Raw genomic sequence first — 16661 nt, forward strand, 5'->3', positions numbered from 1 at the left:
AAAAGGCGTATTTTTGCAATAAGCGCTGGCAGTGATTGTCAGTGTCCTATGGCCGATGAAGAAAGAGAAAACCGTCGATTTCCACATCAAATGGGGCTGGCACGCCATCTCCCGGATGTACAACGCCTACGCAGGCCGGTTTGATCTGACCATGGCGACTGGCTATGTGCTGCTCAACATCGATGCCGAACAGGGCACGCCCGCTACCAAGATTGGCCCATTGCTGGGTATGGAGCCGCGCAGCCTGGTCAGGATGCTGAAAACACTGGAAGAGCGGGGCCTGATTCGCCGCGAAACCGACGAAGCCGACAAACGGTTTGTGCGTATCTACCTCACCGACGAAGGCCGCGCCAAGCGCGAAATGGCCCGTGAAGGCGTCATTGAGTTCAACAAGATGATCCGCGAGCGTATACCCCTCGAAAAGCTGGTCGTCTTTTTCGACGTGATCAAGGAGATTAACCTCATCGTGGAAGACGAAAACGCCAAAATCAAAGCGACCAACTCGCCTGTTGAGGATGTACTTTAAAAGAATTACAAGTCTAAGGTTTAACGTCTAAACGGTCCGCCGTCGCGGTTGCTTCGCGCTCAACCGGGTAAAGCGCAAAGCAACCGCGACGGCGGACCGTTTAGACGTTAAACCTTAGACTTGTAACTTCCCCTAAACCATGCAACCTACCCCCGTTATTCCCGCCCAACCTATGCTCGACCGATTCGTGGGTCTGATGCAGGTGGCGGGTGCGTTTTACCGGGGGAACGCGGCCAACCCACCCAAAGCCATGGACATTTCGCAGGAGGACGTACAAACCCTGTTTCGGAGTTTAAACGCGCATGGTGTGCAGTACTTGCTGGTAGGTGGCATGGCTAACATTGTTCACGGCTATATCCGCACTACCGAAGACCTTGATTTATGGATTCGGGTGGGTGATGAAAACAAAGCCCATTTAGTGCAGGCATTGGCCGAAAACGAGGTGGCTGGAGCTGAGTTGTTGTTGAATGTACCCTTACTCTTCGACTGGTCTACTGTATCGGTGGGCAAAGGAGGCTTTACGCTGGATATGGGACATTCGCTGAAAGCGTTCGCCGATGAGGCATTTGATGCCTGCTATGCCCGCGCCCGCCAGGCCATGTTTAACGATGTTCCCTTTAAAGTACTCAACCTGAACGATTTAATTACCGAAAAAAAGGCCGTTGGTCGCCCAAAAGACCTTGGCGATATTGATGAACTAACTAAATTAATTGAACGCGGATAAAGGATTCTGACAGGATTTCAGGATGAACAGGATTTCCCTTTCTCCACCCATTTGATCGGAAGCAAAAAGGAAACCCTGTCAATCTTGACATCCTGATAATCCTGTCAAAAAATTAATCTCATGGAAGCCACTCTCGAAAAACCCAAGACACAACTAAAGAACCGCAGCATCCGGCGCGTAGCCGTGCTGGGATCAGGCATTATGGGGTCGCGCATCGCGGCGCACTTTGCCAACATCGGCGTCGACGTATTGCTGCTGGACATGGTTCCGCGCGAACCAAATGCTGCCGAAGCGGCCAAAGGCCTCACGACCAATCACCCCGCTGTGCGCAACCGGATGGTGAACGATGCCTGGCAGACTATGCTTAAAGCGTCGCCAGCGTCCCTCTACAGCCCCAAATTTGCCGACCGCGTGAAGCTGGGCAACTTCGACGATAACCTCAAAGACATCGCCAGTTACGACTGGGTGATTGAAGTCATCGTGGAGCGGCTCGACATCAAACAGTCGCTGTATGAGCGTGTTGAGCAGTTCCGGAAGCCCGGCACCCTCATTACCAGCAACACGTCGGGCATTCCGATGCATTTGCTGGTGGAAGGCCGTAGCGACGATTTCCGCCGAAATTTTTGTGGGACTCACTTCTTCAATCCCCCCCGCTACCTGCGCCTGCTTGAGATCATTCCCGGTCCCGACACCGATCCTGCGATCATCGACTTCCTGATGCATTATGGCGATCTGTATTTGGGCAAAACCACCGTACTCTGCAAAGACACCCCCGGCTTCATTGCCAACCGCCTCGGCATCTTTGCTATGGTGCAGACCATCCGCGTGGCCGAAGAGATGGGCCTGACGGTAGAAGAAGTAGATAAGTTGACCGGCCCGGTGGTTGGTCGGCCAAAGTCAGGTACGTTCCGGCTGTCGGATGTAGTGGGTCTGGATACGACCGTTAATGTGGCAGGCAACCTGGTGAAGGTGGCACATGACGAGTCGCGGGCGGCGTTTGAACTGCCTTCGACCATGCAGAAACTGTATGATAACAAGTGGCTTGGCGATAAGACGGGGCAGGGTTTTTACAAAAAAACGAAAGATGAGAAGGGCAAAACGGCGATCCTGGCCCTGAACCTGAAAACGTTTGAGTACGAGCCGTCGCAGAAAGTAAAATTTGCCACGCTGGAAAGCACCAAGGCCATCGACAGCCTGCGCAAGCGGTTTTCGGTGCTGCTGGCTGGCACGGATAAGGCCGGTGAATTCTACCGCCGTACCTTCGCCGACGCTTTCCAGTACGCTACCAACCGCATTCCCGAAGTAGCCGACGAACTGTACAAAATCGACGAGGCGATCAAAGCAGGCTTTGGCTGGCAGATGGGCCTGTTCGAAACCTGGGATGCCATTGGCGTGCCGCAGGGTATAGACATGATGGAAAAGCTGGACCGTAAACCTGCCCAGTGGGTTTACGACATGGCGGCCAGTGGAGCTACGAGCTTTTATAGAACCGAGAAAGGCAAAAAGCAGTATTACGACATCCCGTCGAAAACCTATAAGACTATTCCGGGCACCGAGTCGTTTATTATCCTCGAAAGCCTGAGCGACAACATCATCTGGAAAAATGCCGGTTCGGCTATCTACGACCTTGGCGACGGCATTATCAACCTCGAATTCCGGTCGAAGATGAACACCTTCGGCGCCGAAGTGATTGAGGGTGTGAATAAGGCTATCTCATTGGCTGAGAAGGACTTCCGTGGTTTGGTGATCGGTAACGATTCCACCGAGGCATTCTCGGCGGGGGCCAATTTGGCAACGTTGTTTATGTTTGCCCTGGAGCAGGAATATGACGAAATCAACCTGATGATTGCGCAATTCCAGCAAACCATGATGCGGACGCGTTATTCGTCGATACCCGTAGTGGGTGCACCGCACTCGCTGGCCTTGGGTGGTGGTTGCGAAATAAACCTTCACTGCGACCGCGTGGTAGCACATTCGGAGACGTACATGGGCTTGGTGGAAGTAGGCGTGGGCCTGATTCCCGCGGGTGGTGGCACCAAAGAAATGGCCGCCCGCTGCTCGGACCTCTACCAAACCGGTGATCCAGAGCTGAACATTCTGCAAAGCGCGTTTATGAACATCGCTACAGCGAAAGTGTCGACTTCGGCGCAGGAGGCCCGCGAGATGAACTACCTGCTGCCCTCGGCGCAGATTGTGCTAAACCGCAGCCGCCAAATCGCCGAAGCCAAGCAGGTGGCTATCGAACTGGCCGAAAATGGCTACACCCAACCCAAACCCCGCACCGACATTAAGGTGCAGGGCAAAACGGGCATTGCCTTGTTCAAAGCGGGTATCACAGCCATGAAAATGGGCCGCTTCATCTCCGACCACGACCTGAAAATCGCCGACAAGCTAGCCTACGTCATTTGCGGCGGCGACCTCAGCAGTCCACAAACCGTGACCGAAAAATACCTCCTCGACCTGGAGCGCGAAGCTTTCCTCTCCCTCACCGGCGAGAAGAAAACCCTGGAGCGCATCCAGAGTCTCTTGCAGGGCGGCAAGCCGTTACGGAATTAGAAAACCTACAAGATTTTGAAAAGAGACCTTCCCGCAACGGGAGGTCTCTTTTTCCTGGATAGATTTGTTGAGAGAACACAAGACGGTATAGCTGATCTATTTATGAAAACGACAAAACCACTAGCCACGCGTGAGTTGGATAAGTCAGATAAACGCAAAAAAAAGCGGAATCTAGATAACAGCTCGCTGAGGTCGCTTTTCGGTAAAAGTCCTGATAATATCTGGGATAAGGATATCCATACAGGAGAAGGAAATTTTAGCTTCTGATGGACGAAATTATCCTCGACACTATCGTATTCGATTATTTGACCCGCAACCAGAAGGCTCTGTCAGCTACTGCTCGTGAGCGAATTGAGCAAGCTGATACAGTTTACGTAAGTGTAATAAGCATATGGGAATTAGCCAATCATGTTCGTGAAGGTCTAATCGTCCTGAATGCTGATTTTGACAGTGCCTACCAAGGAGCGTTGCAGACCCTGGGACTTACCTTGCTAGACATACAATGGTCTGCGCTTCGCTACCTGGCCACCTTCGATTATCAGGTTATCAGCAAACCCTGGCAACGGACAATCAACGAAGTGGTCACCACGGGTGTGAAGCAGGAGTTGCACAAAGACCCTTTCGACCGCATGATCATCGCTCATGGCTTGGCGATGAATTTGCCCGTTGTTTCTCCAGATACACTTTTCCCTTATTATGCAGACAGGGGTTTGCGGGTTGTGTGGTGAACTCGAAATACTTCCTCGACCTGGAGTGCGAAGCCTTCCTCTCCCTCACTGGCGAGAAAAAAACCTGGAGCGCATCCAAAGTCTATTACAGGGCGGTAAGCCGTTGAAAAATTAGAATTTTGCATTTCTTGCAAAGAAGATTACTAAAGTTATAAGTGATCTTCTTTGGATTATTTTTAAATGTGCAAAAATACTTGTGGATAAAGAATCAATAGCATTAGCAAAAACTGCTGCTTTGAAAGCGACTTTTGAGTCGTTCGTCGCATCGTCAAGAACGAGTTTTAGGTGGAGTGAGATCTGGCCACAACTTGACATGTACAAATCTGTTATATCAGAGTTAAAACAATTGAACAGTGGTTTATTTAGTGACATTCCGCTCGTTAGTATTCCCGCTAGTCAGAAAGATTATAATGGAGACGATGTTTGTTACACAAATAATCTAATTCCATTTGTGGCAAGCTTGGGATATATATTAGATGTTAACTCACATGTTCGAATTGGAGAAAAGCAGATGGAATTATCCAAACCTAAACGCATATTCATCACTCATGGTAGAAGCAAAGAATGGTACAAGATTCAAACGTTTTTAGAACGTACAATGGATATTCCAACTTTAGAATTGGCACAAGAGGCCAATCAGGGGCGGACAGTTCTTCAGAAGCTTGATGAAGAGTCTAACAAATGTAGCATCGCTGTTATCGTAATGACGGGTGATGACATTGACGCAGATGGTACAGTAAAAGCACGTGAGAATGTTATGCACGAAATTGGTTTCTTTCAAGGTAAATATGGTCTTGGTAATGTAGTTCTACTACATGAAAGCGGAGTAAATATCCCAAGTAATATTCAAGGTCTTGTATATATTTCTTTTCCAAAAGACACGGCAGAAGCAGCAGAAGGCGCAATTGCAAGAGAGTTGAAAGTCATTTTACCAAATAGGTAGTTTAATATGGCATCCATGCACAGCCCTTCTCATCTTGGCAAGATCTTAAAGGGGCTTTATTTAGATGGTGCAGACTTAACTGTCACGCAGGCGGCGGGCGCGTTGGGAATTAGCCGCAAGACTCTATCGCAGATCATCAATGGTCATGCGGGCATTAGCGCGCCGATGGCGTTGCTGCTGGCGCAGGCGTTCCCGACAACGACACCGCAGTTGTGGCTGAATCTACAACTGCAGTACGATCTCTGGTAGGCACAGCAAAAGCCTATTCCAGTGGTTGCGCCCCTCTGGCAACCGCAGCATGAAACCGCAAGTGCACGGCGTTAACAGAGCTAAATCAATAAATCTGTATGATTTTGGAAACCTCATAGGTTTAAAAAAAGGCCATTCCTGGGCAGGAATGGCCTTTTTTTGTTTCTTCGATCAGGACGAACGAAGAGAGTAACATCATGCCTGAACAGCTTGCTCAAAAGGCAACCATCACTCTTAAATAAGCTTTTCATCTACCGCTTCCGTTCAATCCTCAGCACAAAGCCACCGCCCGGTGCCAGATGAACGGGAATTGTGTCGGTGCGGCTGATAGAACGGGTGGTGAGTTGGTAATCGACGGGGTTCCGATCGGCGTTAGGTCCGTCGGTGCAGGTGGTGAGCGTGTATGTACCGGGACCGAGGAAGTCGAGCCGGAGAGACAAGTCGCGGGCGGTCCAGTCGTTGAGACCACCTACGTACCAGGTGTCGCTGTTGCGGCGGGCCGTTATGAGGTAATCGCCGAGTTTAGCAGCGAGGATACGCGTTTCGTCATAGGTGGTGGGTAGTTGGCCCAGAAATTCCATGAATGCGGGTTCGAGCATGGCCTGCGATGGGTTGCCCGAAAAAATCTGTATCGGACTGTCGTAGACCACGAACATCGCCAGTTGGTGCCCCCGCGTCCCCTGCGACATCACCTTGCCCGGAATGGGCTGAAACTGTTTCGCCGTAGCGTTTTCTAACAGGCCCGGCTCGTAGTCCATTGGCCCGGCCACCATGCGGATAAAGGGCAACAGAAGGTCGTGTTCGGGCGTGGCTTTGCGGCTCCAGGCGTTGTATTCCGACCCCAGTACCCCTTCGCGGGTGATGGCGTTGGGGTATGTGCGGTCGAAACCTGCCGGTTTGAACGCGCCGTGAAACATGATCATGATCTTGCGACGGGCGCAGGCTTCGGCTACACGCTGATAAAACCGCACCATCGGCTGATCGTCGCGGTCCATGAAATCGGTCATGATAAAATCGACGCCCCAGCGTTCAAATTGCGCCAGAGCCGGTTCCAATTGCCGGTCGAGCGTCGCGGCCAACGTCCAGAAACTGAGCCGAACACCTTTCTCACGGGCGTAGGCAATCAGTTCCGGTACGTTCAGTTCCGGCTTGATCTTAAACAAATCGTTGACGTCCGACCAGCCCGCGTCGAGCAGGATACGATCAAATCCGAAGCGTTTGGCGAAGTCGACATAGAACTTGTAGGTGGCTGTGTTGACGCCCGCCCGGAACGGTACGTTGAAGAGGTTAATGTCGGTGATCCACTCATCGGTGCACTTGCCGGGACGTACCCAGGATACATCACCAAGCCGGTTGGGGGTCGCCAGCCGATAGACCAGGTCGGAGGCGGGCAGGTCGCGGTCTTGCCCAATCACCAGTACCCGCCAGGGAAACGTCCGCGTCCCGGCTGTACGAGCAATGTAATCAGCCCGACGCGTGACGACGGCCTGTGGGTAATCGCCGCCGACCATTTTTTCGGCCATTGGGTAGGGCGCGAACACGCCCCGTAGCCCCGTACCATCGCGGGCGAGAAACATGCCGGGGTAGTCGAGCAGATCCGATTCGGTAATGACTACGCGCGGCCCGGTGGCGGCAGCGGCCAATACGGGTGAGAAACATAACGTACTATCCGGCACTTGATCGAGTGGCCGAATCTGGTACAGTTCTTCAAACGATGTGTGGAATCGATCGGCTTCGCGGCGGGGCTGTACGGGCGGGTAGTAAAGCGTCGGGTTGTTCGCCAGCGTAAAACGGGCCTCCTCATCGCGGATGGTGATCGAATCGGGCAGGACCGTGCGGAACCGGTACGCCACGCCGTCGTCGTACACGCGGAAGATGAGGTCGAATTTCTCCCGAAACTGAAGTATCAGTTCATTGTAATGGTCGCGCACAAGGCGGCGTTTGATGGCAACGGGGGCAATAATACTGTCGCGCACAGTTCGCACCTGACTCCGGCGTAGTGCGGCCCTTCGGCCCAACTGCCGTCCATCTGCTAGGGTCATCGAAATCGCCGATGGTTCCACGAGGGGTTGCCCGGCGTAGCTAACGCTAAACCGAATACGGTCGGTTGTTTCGACCATCAGGGTTAATTGCCCGTTAGGCGAGGCAAGGGTAGCTGGGCGGGGAGGGGCTGCCCAGGTTGGCGCAGAGAGCAATAAAAACAGATAAAGCGAACGCATTCGTTGAGCGTATGAATTAAGCTGAGGTTTCTGTAAGGAGTAAAGTAGCCACTCTTTTTCGAAAAACACAGGTACGTTGTATGCTACTCACCGATGCTTACCCGCCTTTTCGAGACCATAATAAAGTGAGTAGCCGGTGGCGTCGGGTTCGGTGAAGGCAGGAAGGGTACTGGTCAATTGCCTGCCGCTGGGACTGATTTTCACGCTGATCCCATAGGATGATCGATGGACTAATCACCACCGTAAAATGAGTTTTCCCGCCTTTGGGCAACTGGTCAGATGTGGATTTACCAAGGCGGTTGAGCCCTAGCTGGGATAGCTCGTCATTAGTCCGAAGAGCCTGCCGATGCAGGTAACGGGGGCCTCTACCGTCAGCGAAAATTTGCTGAGGGGCCTTAATTGCCTCGTCAATCATGGGGCGGTCTGCCTGATCTGACCATGAGGTAATTGGGCAATTTATAACCGTTATAGCGCCTTCAATAACAGACTTCTGTCAGTAGCGTGTAGCAACAGGCACATAAAAACAAAAAGCCTCCGCTACATAGCGGAGGCTCAGCTTAAATGTTATCTAACCAACTCCATCAAGTCCTTGTCATTCACCTCTTTACGAACGTCGGCCATGTCGAGGAAACGGGTGTAGATGGTGTCGAGGGTGGGTCTGTCGTACCGGTAGCCTAATAGTTCGAGGCGGTGTTTCAGGGCATGGCGACCAGAGCGGGCGGTTAGGATGATCAGCGATTTGTCGACACCCACGTCGAGCGGATTCATGATCTCGTAATTCTCGGTATGCTTCAGGTGGCCGTCCTGATGAATGCCTGATGAGTGGGCAAAGGCATTACGGCCCACAATGGCTTTGTTGGCCTGTACCGGCATCCGCATCAGGCCCGATACCAACTGACTCACCGGATATAGCCGCGTGGTGTCGATACCCGTTTCGAAGCCAAGTTCTTTATGCACGTTCATAGCCATCACCACTTCTTCGAGCGAGGTATTGCCTGCCCGTTCGCCAATGCCGTTGATCGTGCATTCAATTTGCCGTGCTCCGTTCATAATGCCCGACAAGGAGTTGGCTGTTGCCAGGCCCAGGTCGTTATGGCAGTGAATCGAGATGGTGGCTTTATCGACGTTAGGTACGCAGTTATAAATATGTTTGATCTTCTCGCCGTATTCACCGGGCAGGCAATAGCCTGTTGTGTCGGGAATGTTGACCACCGTAGCTCCGGCTTTGATGACAGCTTCGGTGAGGCGACAAAGGAAATCGAGGTTAGCGCGGCCCGCATCTTCGGCGTAGAATTCTACGTCATCTACGTACGTCCGGGCATGCTTCACAGCGCGAACAGCCTGTTCCAGAATGGCCTCGCGGGTGCTGCTGAACTTGTTCCGAATGTGAATATCCGACGCGCCAATGCCGGTATGGATCCGGCCCCGCTTAGCGTGTTTAAGCGCCTCACCCGCCGCGTCGATATCACCAGCAACGGCCCGTGATAGGGCACAAACTGTAGGGTTGGTTACGGCTTTTGCAATCTCGACCACCGACCGAAAATCACCGGGACTCGAAATTGGGAAACCTGCTTCGATCACATCAACGCCTAATCGCTCTAACTCAAGGGCTACCTGCACCTTTTCGTTTGTTGTCAGTTGACAGCCAGGCACTTGCTCACCGTCGCGAAGAGTCGTGTCGAAAATGTATATCCGGTTGGCCATAGTTTGTAGTGAAATACCGCGCTTAGCGAAATTTCACTACAAAAATAGACGCTTCACTGAATTTATAAACGGGTAGGTCGTGTAATTTTTACGCAACTACCCTGACAGCTAGTTATTAGCGGTAACCAGAAAGCGCAGCTATTACAAACAGGACAAGCAAAATGTATACGCCTCCCAACACAGTACCAGCTATACCCAAACCCAATCCCCTCTGTCCCTTTCGCCTAATTTGTCCAAAGGATACAATCCCCAGAATCAGGGCCAACGGACCTAATACAATGGTTATGACATTCACGCCCGGCACGAACAGTAAGATCATTGCCAGTAACCCAGCAAAGAAAGACGCTGTCGCTAATCCGTTGGTCGTGCTCTCAACTGGTTTGGCCTGATACTGTTTGTGCGTAGCCCGCAGTGCTGAGCGTATAGCTTTTCCGGATGGCCTGTTTTCTGCTTTGCGCGTAACCTGGGCTGGTGAAGTACTATGAGGAATAGCCATTGCCGTATCAGCAGTAGCTGAGGCAGACTGCTGAACAGAGTCTTGCACAGGATTTTGGTTAACCTGAGCAATCGACTCATTATCAGGCTGCTCAGTTGTATGATGAACCGTGTTTGATGCCTGAAAAAATCCGTATTGGTTTGCCTGACAAGCCGTGAGCAGGTAGCTGGCAAACAGGCAAACGAGAAGTCGTAATAGAGTTGAATTCATAGTGCTTTTGTAGTGATTGTGAGAGGTTTATCCGCAATTAAATGAAAACGGGTCATCGTTGGTGAGTTGTCTGTACAATCTCCACCAACAATGACCCGTCTCGTAACTGTTTGCCCTTCTGGGCCACGCTAATCGCCTAGTATTTATAAATGCCTTAACACTTGCTCACCCATTTGGTACGTACCCAACAGCTTATCGGCGGGAGTATTGGCATTGGCAATGTCGCGGGTACGGTATCCAGCCTTGAGCACGGCATCGACGGCGGCAATGACAGCTTCAGATTCAGCTTTTAGGCCGAACGAAATGTCGAGCAGCAACGCCACCGACAGTACCGACGCCAATGGGTTAGCAACGCCTTTGCCCGTGATGTCGTGCGCCGATCCGTGGATGGGTTCATACACGCCCGTGCTGTCGCCGACTGACGCAGAAGCCAGCATCCCCATCGACCCGGCAATCTGTGAGGCTTCGTCGGTCAGGATGTCGCCGAAAAGATTACCCGTTACGACCACGTCGAACTTTTTGGGGTCTTTGATCAATAACATCGCTGCTGCGTCAACGAACTGATGCTCTGTCTCTACATCTGGATAACGGAGGGCTACTTCCTGTACTACTTCGCGCCATAGGCGACTGCTTTCCAGCACGTTAGCTTTGTCTACAGAACACAATTTACCCCGACGGGTGCGGGCGGCTTCATAAGCTTTCACCGCAATGCGTTCAATCTCGTAGCGCTGGTACACCATCAAATCCGACGCCATGTTGCGATCTTCCGAGCGTTTCTTTTCGCCGAAATAGACGTCGCCGGTCAGTTCGCGGAAAAAGAGAATGTCAGCCCCACGCAGAATCTCCGGCTTAATGCTGGAGGCTTCGAGCAGTTCGTCGAACAGCTTGATAGGGCGGAGGTTAGCATAAAGGCCAAGCTCTTTCCGCATCTGCAACAGGCCCTGCTCAGGCCGTACTTTGGCCGAGGGATCGTTGTCGTATTTGGGGTGGCCCACGGCGCCAAACAGCACAGCATCGGCGGCGCGCATTTTGGTTAATGTCTCGTTGGGCAGGGCCGAGCCGGTCGCCTCAATGGCTACATGCCCAATCAGGGCCTCGTCGTAGGTGAACTGATGGTTGAATTTGGCGGCAATGGCTTCCAGAACCTGCTTGCCAACGGCTGTTACTTCCGCCCCGATACCGTCGCCGGGGACTATGAGGATGTGTTTTTGCATGATTCAGTTGACATGGGAACGTGGATTGAGCGGATTGACGCAGATTTTTTGGACAGGATTTCAGGATTTTTACAGGATTTACAAGATTTTTAAGATGCTCGGAAGCAAAGGGATAATCTTGTCAATCCTGCATAAATCCTGCAAATCCTGTCCAAAAAATCTGCGCCAATCCGCTCAATCCACGTTCCCATTTTTCATTCCAGTGTATTCAGCATTTTCTGCGTCGCCTTGATGGCAGACACGGTTTGGTCGGAGTCGAGGCCACGGGTTTTAAACTCGTGCTTTTTCGATTTCCAGGTAATGATTGTTTCGCAAAGGGCATCGGTCCGACCACCGGTTGGGATCCGCACGGCATAGTCGATCAGGTCGGGTAGCGTCTTCTTTTTGTGGCTATACACCTTCTTCAAGGCGTTCATAAAGGCATCGTACTGCCCGTCGCCCTGAGCACTTTCTTCAAATAGCTCCTCGTCGATACGTACCCGCAGTGTGGCCGAGGGCTTCAGGTCTTTCGAGTGCGTCAGCACGTAATTTAATACCTCTACCCGCGCCATAACAGTCGTGTTGTGCAGCACGTCGGCCATTACATAAGGCAGGTCTTCACGCGTGACGGCCTCTTTCAGATCGCCCAACTCAATAACCCGGTCTGTGACTTTCTTCAAATCATCGTCCGACAGTTGAATTCCTAATTCGCGGAGGTTATTCTCAATGTTGGCCTTCCCCGACATTTTACCCAACGCGTAAGAGCGTTTTCGACCAAAGCGTTCGGGTAGTAATGCGTTGAAATACAGGTTGTTCTTTTTGTCACCGTCGGCGTGGATACCCGCCGTTTGGGTAAATACGTTGTCGCCTACTACGGGTTTATTGTCGGGAATTCGCAGCCCCGAAAACGTTTCGACAATCTTACTGACCTGATACAGCGACTTTTCGGCCACGCCCATACGCAGGTTGGGCATAAAATCGCGGAGAGCGGCCAGGGTACTCGCCAGCGGCGCATTACCCGCCCGTTCACCTAATCCGTTGACGGTTAGGTGAACGCCATGTGCACCAGCCCGTACGGCTTCCATCACGTTGGCTACCCCGAGGTCATAGTCGTTGTGTGCGTGAAAGTCGATATGCAGCTTGGGGTAACGATCTACCAACTCCCGCACAAAGCTGTAGCTTTCGGCGGGGGTAAGCACGCCCAGGGTGTCGGGCAGCAGCACCCTGCGGATAGGTTGCGTCTGCAAAAAGTCCAGGTACTGCAATACATATTCCGGCGAATTACGCATGCCGTTGCTCCAGTCCTCCAGATACACATTGACCTGTAAGTCAGAGGTTTGAGCGCAGGAAATGATCTGCTGAATATCGGCAAAATGGGCCTCGGGAGTTTTCTTAAGCTGGTGCGTGAGGTGATTCAGCGACCCCTTTGTGAGCAGGTTCATCACCCTGGCACCCGACGCCCGCATCCAGTCGAGCGAGGCATGACCGTCGACGAATGTAAGCACCTCGATCTTGTCGAGCATGCCCGCACCAGTAGCCCAGCGTGTAATCTGCTGCACGGCTTCCAGCTCACCCGCCGATACCCGCGCCGACGCCACCTCTACCCGGTCTACTTTGACTTCGGTGAGTAGCAGCTGCGCCAGGGCCAGCTTCTCGGAGGCCGAAAAAGACACCCCGCTGGTCTGTTCACCATCGCGGAGGGTTGTGTCCATAACTTCAATGTAGCGGCGGGTGGGCATGAGGAGGTAGTGGTGGAAGGGTAAGTGGTAAACGGTGAGTTTGCTGGCGCGAAACCAACTATAGCCCGCATCAGCAAACTCACCGTTTACCACTCACCCTTCACCATTTAGTTAAAACGGTCTCGCGTCGGCGAACTGAACAATCTCGTCTTTCATCGACAGCAGGTAATCGATGTCGTCGTAGCCGTTGAGGAGGTTGTTTTTCTTATAGCCGTTAATGGCGAAGGTTTCACTTTCGCCGGTGGTCAAGAGCGTAATGGTCTGTTCGGGCAGGTTCACTTCCAGTTCGGTGGCTGGATCGGCTTCAATGGCGGCGAAGATGCGTTCCAGGAATTCGGGGCTGACCTGTACCGGTAAAATACCAATATTCAGCGAGTTACCTTTGAAAATATCAGCGAAAAAACTGGATACGACGCACCGGAATCCATAATCATAAATAGCCCAGGCGGCGTGTTCGCGGCTCGATCCACTCCCAAAGTTTTTGCCTCCAACAAGAATCTTTCCAGAGTAAGTCGGATCATTCAGTACGAAATCAGCCTTGGGCGATCCGTCGGTGTTGTAGCGCCAGTCGCGGAAGAGGTTGTCGCCAAAGCCTTTGCGTTCCGTCGCTTTCAGAAAGCGTGCGGGGATAATCTGGTCCGTATCCACATTTTCGATGGGCATCGGAACGGCAGTAGAACGGAGTATGGTGAAATTGTCGTAAGCCATAGTTTGGGTGGAAGAGGGTTAGTGTTTAAGGTTCAATGTCTAACGTTTAAAGTGGCTTCGCGCTCTGGTGTGGCTTCGCGCATCGTGCCCTTCGACTAGGCGTCCCCGACAGGCTCAGGGTGACAGGCTATCTAATGCAGTTCAGGTTGTTGATTCAACTTCCCTGTCACCCTGAGCCTGTCGGGGACGCCTAGTCGAAGGGCACGACTCGCGAAGCCAACTAGCAAAGCCACTTTAAACTCGATCAAACTCAATTCAAAAACTCGCGCGGGTCTGTCACCACGCCCGTCACGGCGGCGGCAGCGGCAACGAGGGGACTGGCCAGGAGGGTACGTGCCCCTGGACCTTGCCGGCCTTCGAAATTGCGGTTGGAGGTCGATACGGCATATTTGCCCGCCGGAATCTTGTCTTCGTTCATGGCCAGACAAGCCGAACAACCCGGCTGACGGAGGGCAAAACCAGCTTCGGTTAACACGTCGAGAATACCCTCCGCTTTGATCTGCGACTCTACAATGTGCGATCCCGGCACGAGCCAGGCTGTGACGTTGTCGGCTTTGCGGCGACCTTTCACGATTGAGGCAAACGCCCGGAAATCTTCGATGCGCCCGTTGGTGCAGCTTCCGAGAAAGACAAAGTCGATGGGCTTACCGATCATGGATTCGTTTTCGGCGAAACCCATGTAGGCCAGCGACTTCTGATAGCTCGCGTCGCCGTCGGCCTGATCGGCGGCGGTCGGAATCTGCCGGGTTACACCCGTACCCATACCCGGGTTGGTACCGTAGGTGATCTGGGGTTCAATAGCAGCCGCGTCGAACGTCATATCGACATCGAATGTGGCCCCATCGTCTGTTTTAAGACTTTCCCAATAAGGAACAAGTTTATCCCAGGCCTCGCCCTGCGGCGCAAGATCACGGCCTTTCAGGTACGCCAGCGTGGTTTGGTCGGGAGCAACCATGCCGCCCCGCGCGCCCATTTCGATGCTCATGTTGCAGACCGTCATGCGGCCTTCCATGCTCATCGTACGGAATACGTCGCCGGCATATTCCACGAAGTAGCCCGTGGCGCCACTGGCCGAAATCTGTGAGATGATGTAGAGGGCCACATCTTTCGGCACCACGCCTTTACCCAGCGTCCCGTTGACCGAAATCCGCATCTTTTTGGGCTTGGGCTGCATAATGCACTGCGTTGCCAAAACCATCTCCACCTCCGATGTACCGATGCCAAACGCGATGGCCCCAAACGCTCCGTGTGTAGAGGTGTGCGAGTCGCCACAAACGATGGTCATGCCGGGCAGCGTAATGCCGTTTTCTGGCCCTACCACATGGACAATACCGTTCTTTTGATGGCCTAGCCCCCAATGCGAGATATGGTATTTGGCGCTGTTGCGTTCCAGCGCGTCCAGTTGGTTAGCCGACAGCGGATCGGCTACGGGCAGGTGCTGGTTGAGGGTTGGGGTGTTATGGTCGGCGGTGGCAAAGGTCCGTTCCGAGAACAGTACGGGGGCGTTACGGCCTTCCAGACCCAAAAACGCCACCGGGCTGGTAACCTCGTGAATAAAATGACGGTCAATAAAAAACACGTCGGGACCGTCATCGATGTGCCGGATCACGTGCGCATCCCAGACTTTGTCGAAGAGTGTATTGGGGGTTGGCATGGGCTAAAATGAGGGAATTAGATTCGATAGAACAAAGGTGTGCCTTTGCCTCAATGTGCGCATCCCGCCATTCGTCCAGTAAATAGCGATTTTGGTTCAGACAGCTTGTTTGGGTGTAAAACCGTATTGCTGTTTATAGGCCTTGATAAAGTGCGATACGCTTTCGTAGCCTATTTCCATACTGACTTCCGAGACGTTTTTAGGCGTGTTGCGGAGCATAAATTGAGCATGTTCCAGGCGTTTGTGGCGAATCCATTGGCCGGGTGGCATGTGAAAGTGTTCCTCAAAATCGCGCTTGAACGCCGACAGACTTCGGCCCGAAAGTCGGGCTAACTCGCTCATGGATAAGGGTTTGAGTAGATATGTGCTCATGAGGTAGTCAAGGTCGGCTTTTTGGCCCTGGTAGATTTGGAGCAAAATGGTTTGTAGCTGCCCGGCGGGCGTGGCTTTGGCGTCGAGTTCGAGTAGGTGAAGCAGTAACTCCTGGAATTTGAGCCGCAGCAACTCATTCAGGTAGGGCGATTTCCCTCCGAAATACGCCAGCAATGATTGAGTAAAGGTCACGAACGTGGGCGAGGCGCTCATCGACAGAATCAAATCGGCGGGGGGCGGGGGCGAGGCGGCTTTAAAAAGGCTAAGGTGCTGACCCACAAACTCTTTCAGCATCTTTTCATTCATAAAAAATACCAGACTCCGGTAATTGGCGTCGATAGACTCGTTCATGGAATAGCATCCCCGCTGAAAGAAGAGTACCTGCCCTTTGTGTACGTGTAACTCCTGCGTCGGCGAACTGAACTTCTTCTCACCTTCCAACACCACCACCACGGCGTGTTCCTCGAAAAAAATTTCATTCCGGGCAGGGTACACGTCACTTCGGTAGGCCACAAACGTCATCTCCGACCCGTCGGACCGCGACCCGTCAGCCCGCAACTCATCAGCTCGTCGTATGCTCAGCATCTCGAACTGACTGGTCTGAATGGAGGATGGAACGCGAAGCATAGCTGCTAGTTAT

The 16661-nt window shown here is 52.6% G+C and carries 15 protein-coding genes; 7 read left to right on the forward strand and 8 right to left on the reverse strand.

The features are described from left to right. Nucleotides 1-55 precede the first annotated feature (55 nt). The 7 genes from J2I47_RS24700 to J2I47_RS24730 all read left to right on the forward strand — a co-directional run bounded on the left by J2I47_RS24700 (nucleotide 56) and on the right by J2I47_RS24730 (nucleotide 5726). On the forward strand, nucleotides 56-526 hold the full coding sequence (locus tag J2I47_RS24700) for a MarR family winged helix-turn-helix transcriptional regulator (RefSeq protein WP_207367299.1): 471 nt from the start codon (nucleotides 56-58) through the stop codon (nucleotides 524-526). 139 nt (nucleotides 527-665) lie between these two features. Then, entirely contained in the window at nucleotides 666-1250 is a 585-nt protein-coding gene (locus J2I47_RS24705; protein ID WP_207367300.1) for a hypothetical protein, read from the forward strand. Nucleotides 1251-1370: 120 nt separating this feature from the next. Further along, nucleotides 1371-3806: a 3-hydroxyacyl-CoA dehydrogenase/enoyl-CoA hydratase family protein gene (locus J2I47_RS24710; protein WP_207367301.1), complete on the forward strand. Its 2436-nt coding sequence runs from the start codon at nucleotides 1371-1373 to the stop codon at nucleotides 3804-3806. Nucleotides 3807-3821: 15 nt separating this feature from the next. Then, nucleotides 3822-4073 carry a hypothetical protein gene (locus tag J2I47_RS24715; protein WP_207367361.1) on the forward strand — a complete coding sequence of 84 codons (252 nt, stop codon included), beginning with the start codon at nucleotides 3822-3824 and terminating at the stop codon, nucleotides 4071-4073. Further along, nucleotides 4073-4534: a type II toxin-antitoxin system VapC family toxin gene (locus J2I47_RS24720; protein WP_207367302.1), complete on the forward strand. Its 462-nt coding sequence runs from the start codon at nucleotides 4073-4075 to the stop codon at nucleotides 4532-4534. The genes J2I47_RS24715 and J2I47_RS24720 overlap by 1 nt, the downstream gene beginning before the upstream one ends. A gap of 196 nt (nucleotides 4535-4730) precedes the next feature. Then, a complete protein-coding gene (locus J2I47_RS26925; protein ID WP_207367303.1) occupies nucleotides 4731-5477 on the forward strand; it encodes a TIR domain-containing protein in 747 nt (248 codons plus the stop codon). A 6-nt stretch (nucleotides 5478-5483) separates the two neighbouring features. Beyond that, the gene (locus tag J2I47_RS24730) at nucleotides 5484-5726 is read left to right on the forward strand and encodes a HigA family addiction module antitoxin (protein ID WP_229374928.1); all 243 of its coding nucleotides are present in this window, start codon (nucleotides 5484-5486) and stop codon (nucleotides 5724-5726) included. Between the two features lie 251 nt (nucleotides 5727-5977). On the opposite strand, the gene J2I47_RS24735 is transcribed toward J2I47_RS24730, so the two are convergent. The 8 genes from J2I47_RS24735 to J2I47_RS24770 all read right to left on the reverse strand — a co-directional run bounded on the left by J2I47_RS24735 (nucleotide 5978) and on the right by J2I47_RS24770 (nucleotide 16648). After that, nucleotides 5978-7945 carry a glycoside hydrolase family 97 protein gene (locus tag J2I47_RS24735; protein WP_207367304.1) on the reverse strand — a complete coding sequence of 656 codons (1968 nt, stop codon included), beginning with the start codon at nucleotides 7943-7945 and terminating at the stop codon, nucleotides 5978-5980. 564 nt (nucleotides 7946-8509) lie between these two features. Next, the gene (locus J2I47_RS24740) at nucleotides 8510-9649 is read right to left on the reverse strand and encodes a 2-isopropylmalate synthase (RefSeq protein WP_207367305.1); all 1140 of its coding nucleotides are present in this window, start codon (nucleotides 9647-9649) and stop codon (nucleotides 8510-8512) included. A 115-nt stretch (nucleotides 9650-9764) separates the two neighbouring features. After that, nucleotides 9765-10355: a DUF4190 domain-containing protein gene (locus J2I47_RS24745; protein ID WP_207367306.1), complete on the reverse strand. Its 591-nt coding sequence runs from the start codon at nucleotides 10353-10355 to the stop codon at nucleotides 9765-9767. A gap of 143 nt (nucleotides 10356-10498) precedes the next feature. Further along, nucleotides 10499-11569 carry a 3-isopropylmalate dehydrogenase gene (gene leuB, locus J2I47_RS24750; protein ID WP_207367307.1) on the reverse strand — a complete coding sequence of 357 codons (1071 nt, stop codon included), beginning with the start codon at nucleotides 11567-11569 and terminating at the stop codon, nucleotides 10499-10501. A 194-nt stretch (nucleotides 11570-11763) separates the two neighbouring features. Beyond that, a complete protein-coding gene (locus J2I47_RS24755; RefSeq protein WP_229374929.1) occupies nucleotides 11764-13287 on the reverse strand; it encodes a hydroxymethylglutaryl-CoA lyase-like TIM-barrel protein in 1524 nt (507 codons plus the stop codon). Between the two features lie 111 nt (nucleotides 13288-13398). Beyond that, nucleotides 13399-13995: a 3-isopropylmalate dehydratase small subunit gene (leuD, locus tag J2I47_RS24760; protein ID WP_207367308.1), complete on the reverse strand. Its 597-nt coding sequence runs from the start codon at nucleotides 13993-13995 to the stop codon at nucleotides 13399-13401. A 250-nt stretch (nucleotides 13996-14245) separates the two neighbouring features. After that, entirely contained in the window at nucleotides 14246-15649 is a 1404-nt protein-coding gene (gene leuC, locus J2I47_RS24765) for a 3-isopropylmalate dehydratase large subunit (protein WP_207367309.1), read from the reverse strand. A 96-nt stretch (nucleotides 15650-15745) separates the two neighbouring features. Then, nucleotides 15746-16648, reverse strand: a complete 903-nt coding sequence (locus tag J2I47_RS24770) for a helix-turn-helix transcriptional regulator (RefSeq protein ID WP_207367310.1) — start codon at nucleotides 16646-16648, stop codon at nucleotides 15746-15748. Between the last annotated feature and the right edge of the window lie 13 nt (nucleotides 16649-16661).

The organism is Fibrella rubiginis (genome assembly GCF_017353185.1).
Lineage (GTDB): Bacteria > Bacteroidota > Bacteroidia > Cytophagales > Spirosomataceae > Fibrella > Fibrella rubiginis.

Bases quoted from the DNA above. Each gene is read 5' to 3' on its own strand.
- J2I47_RS24730 (WP_229374928.1), top strand. From the start codon at position 5,484: ATGGCATCCATGCACAGCCCTTCTCATCTTGGCAAGATCTTAAAGGGG.
- J2I47_RS24710 (WP_207367301.1), top strand. From the start codon at position 1,371: ATGGAAGCCACTCTCGAAAAACCCAAGACACAACTAAAGAACCGCAGC.
- leuD (WP_207367308.1), bottom strand. From the start codon at position 13,995: ATGGCTTACGACAATTTCACCATACTCCGTTCTACTGCCGTTCCGATG.
- J2I47_RS24755 (WP_229374929.1), bottom strand. From the start codon at position 13,287: ATGCCCACCCGCCGCTACATTGAAGTTATGGACACAACCCTCCGCGAT.
- J2I47_RS24740 (WP_207367305.1), bottom strand. From the start codon at position 9,649: ATGGCCAACCGGATATACATTTTCGACACGACTCTTCGCGACGGTGAG.
- J2I47_RS24735 (WP_207367304.1), bottom strand. From the start codon at position 7,945: ATGCGTTCGCTTTATCTGTTTTTATTGCTCTCTGCGCCAACCTGGGCA.
- J2I47_RS24770 (WP_207367310.1), bottom strand. From the start codon at position 16,648: ATGCTTCGCGTTCCATCCTCCATTCAGACCAGTCAGTTCGAGATGCTG.
- J2I47_RS24745 (WP_207367306.1), bottom strand. From the start codon at position 10,355: ATGAATTCAACTCTATTACGACTTCTCGTTTGCCTGTTTGCCAGCTAC.
- J2I47_RS24700 (WP_207367299.1), top strand. From the start codon at position 56: ATGAAGAAAGAGAAAACCGTCGATTTCCACATCAAATGGGGCTGGCAC.
- leuB (WP_207367307.1), bottom strand. From the start codon at position 11,569: ATGCAAAAACACATCCTCATAGTCCCCGGCGACGGTATCGGGGCGGAA.
- J2I47_RS24720 (WP_207367302.1), top strand. From the start codon at position 4,073: ATGGACGAAATTATCCTCGACACTATCGTATTCGATTATTTGACCCGC.
- leuC (WP_207367309.1), bottom strand. From the start codon at position 15,649: ATGCCAACCCCCAATACACTCTTCGACAAAGTCTGGGATGCGCACGTG.
- J2I47_RS24705 (WP_207367300.1), top strand. From the start codon at position 666: ATGCAACCTACCCCCGTTATTCCCGCCCAACCTATGCTCGACCGATTC.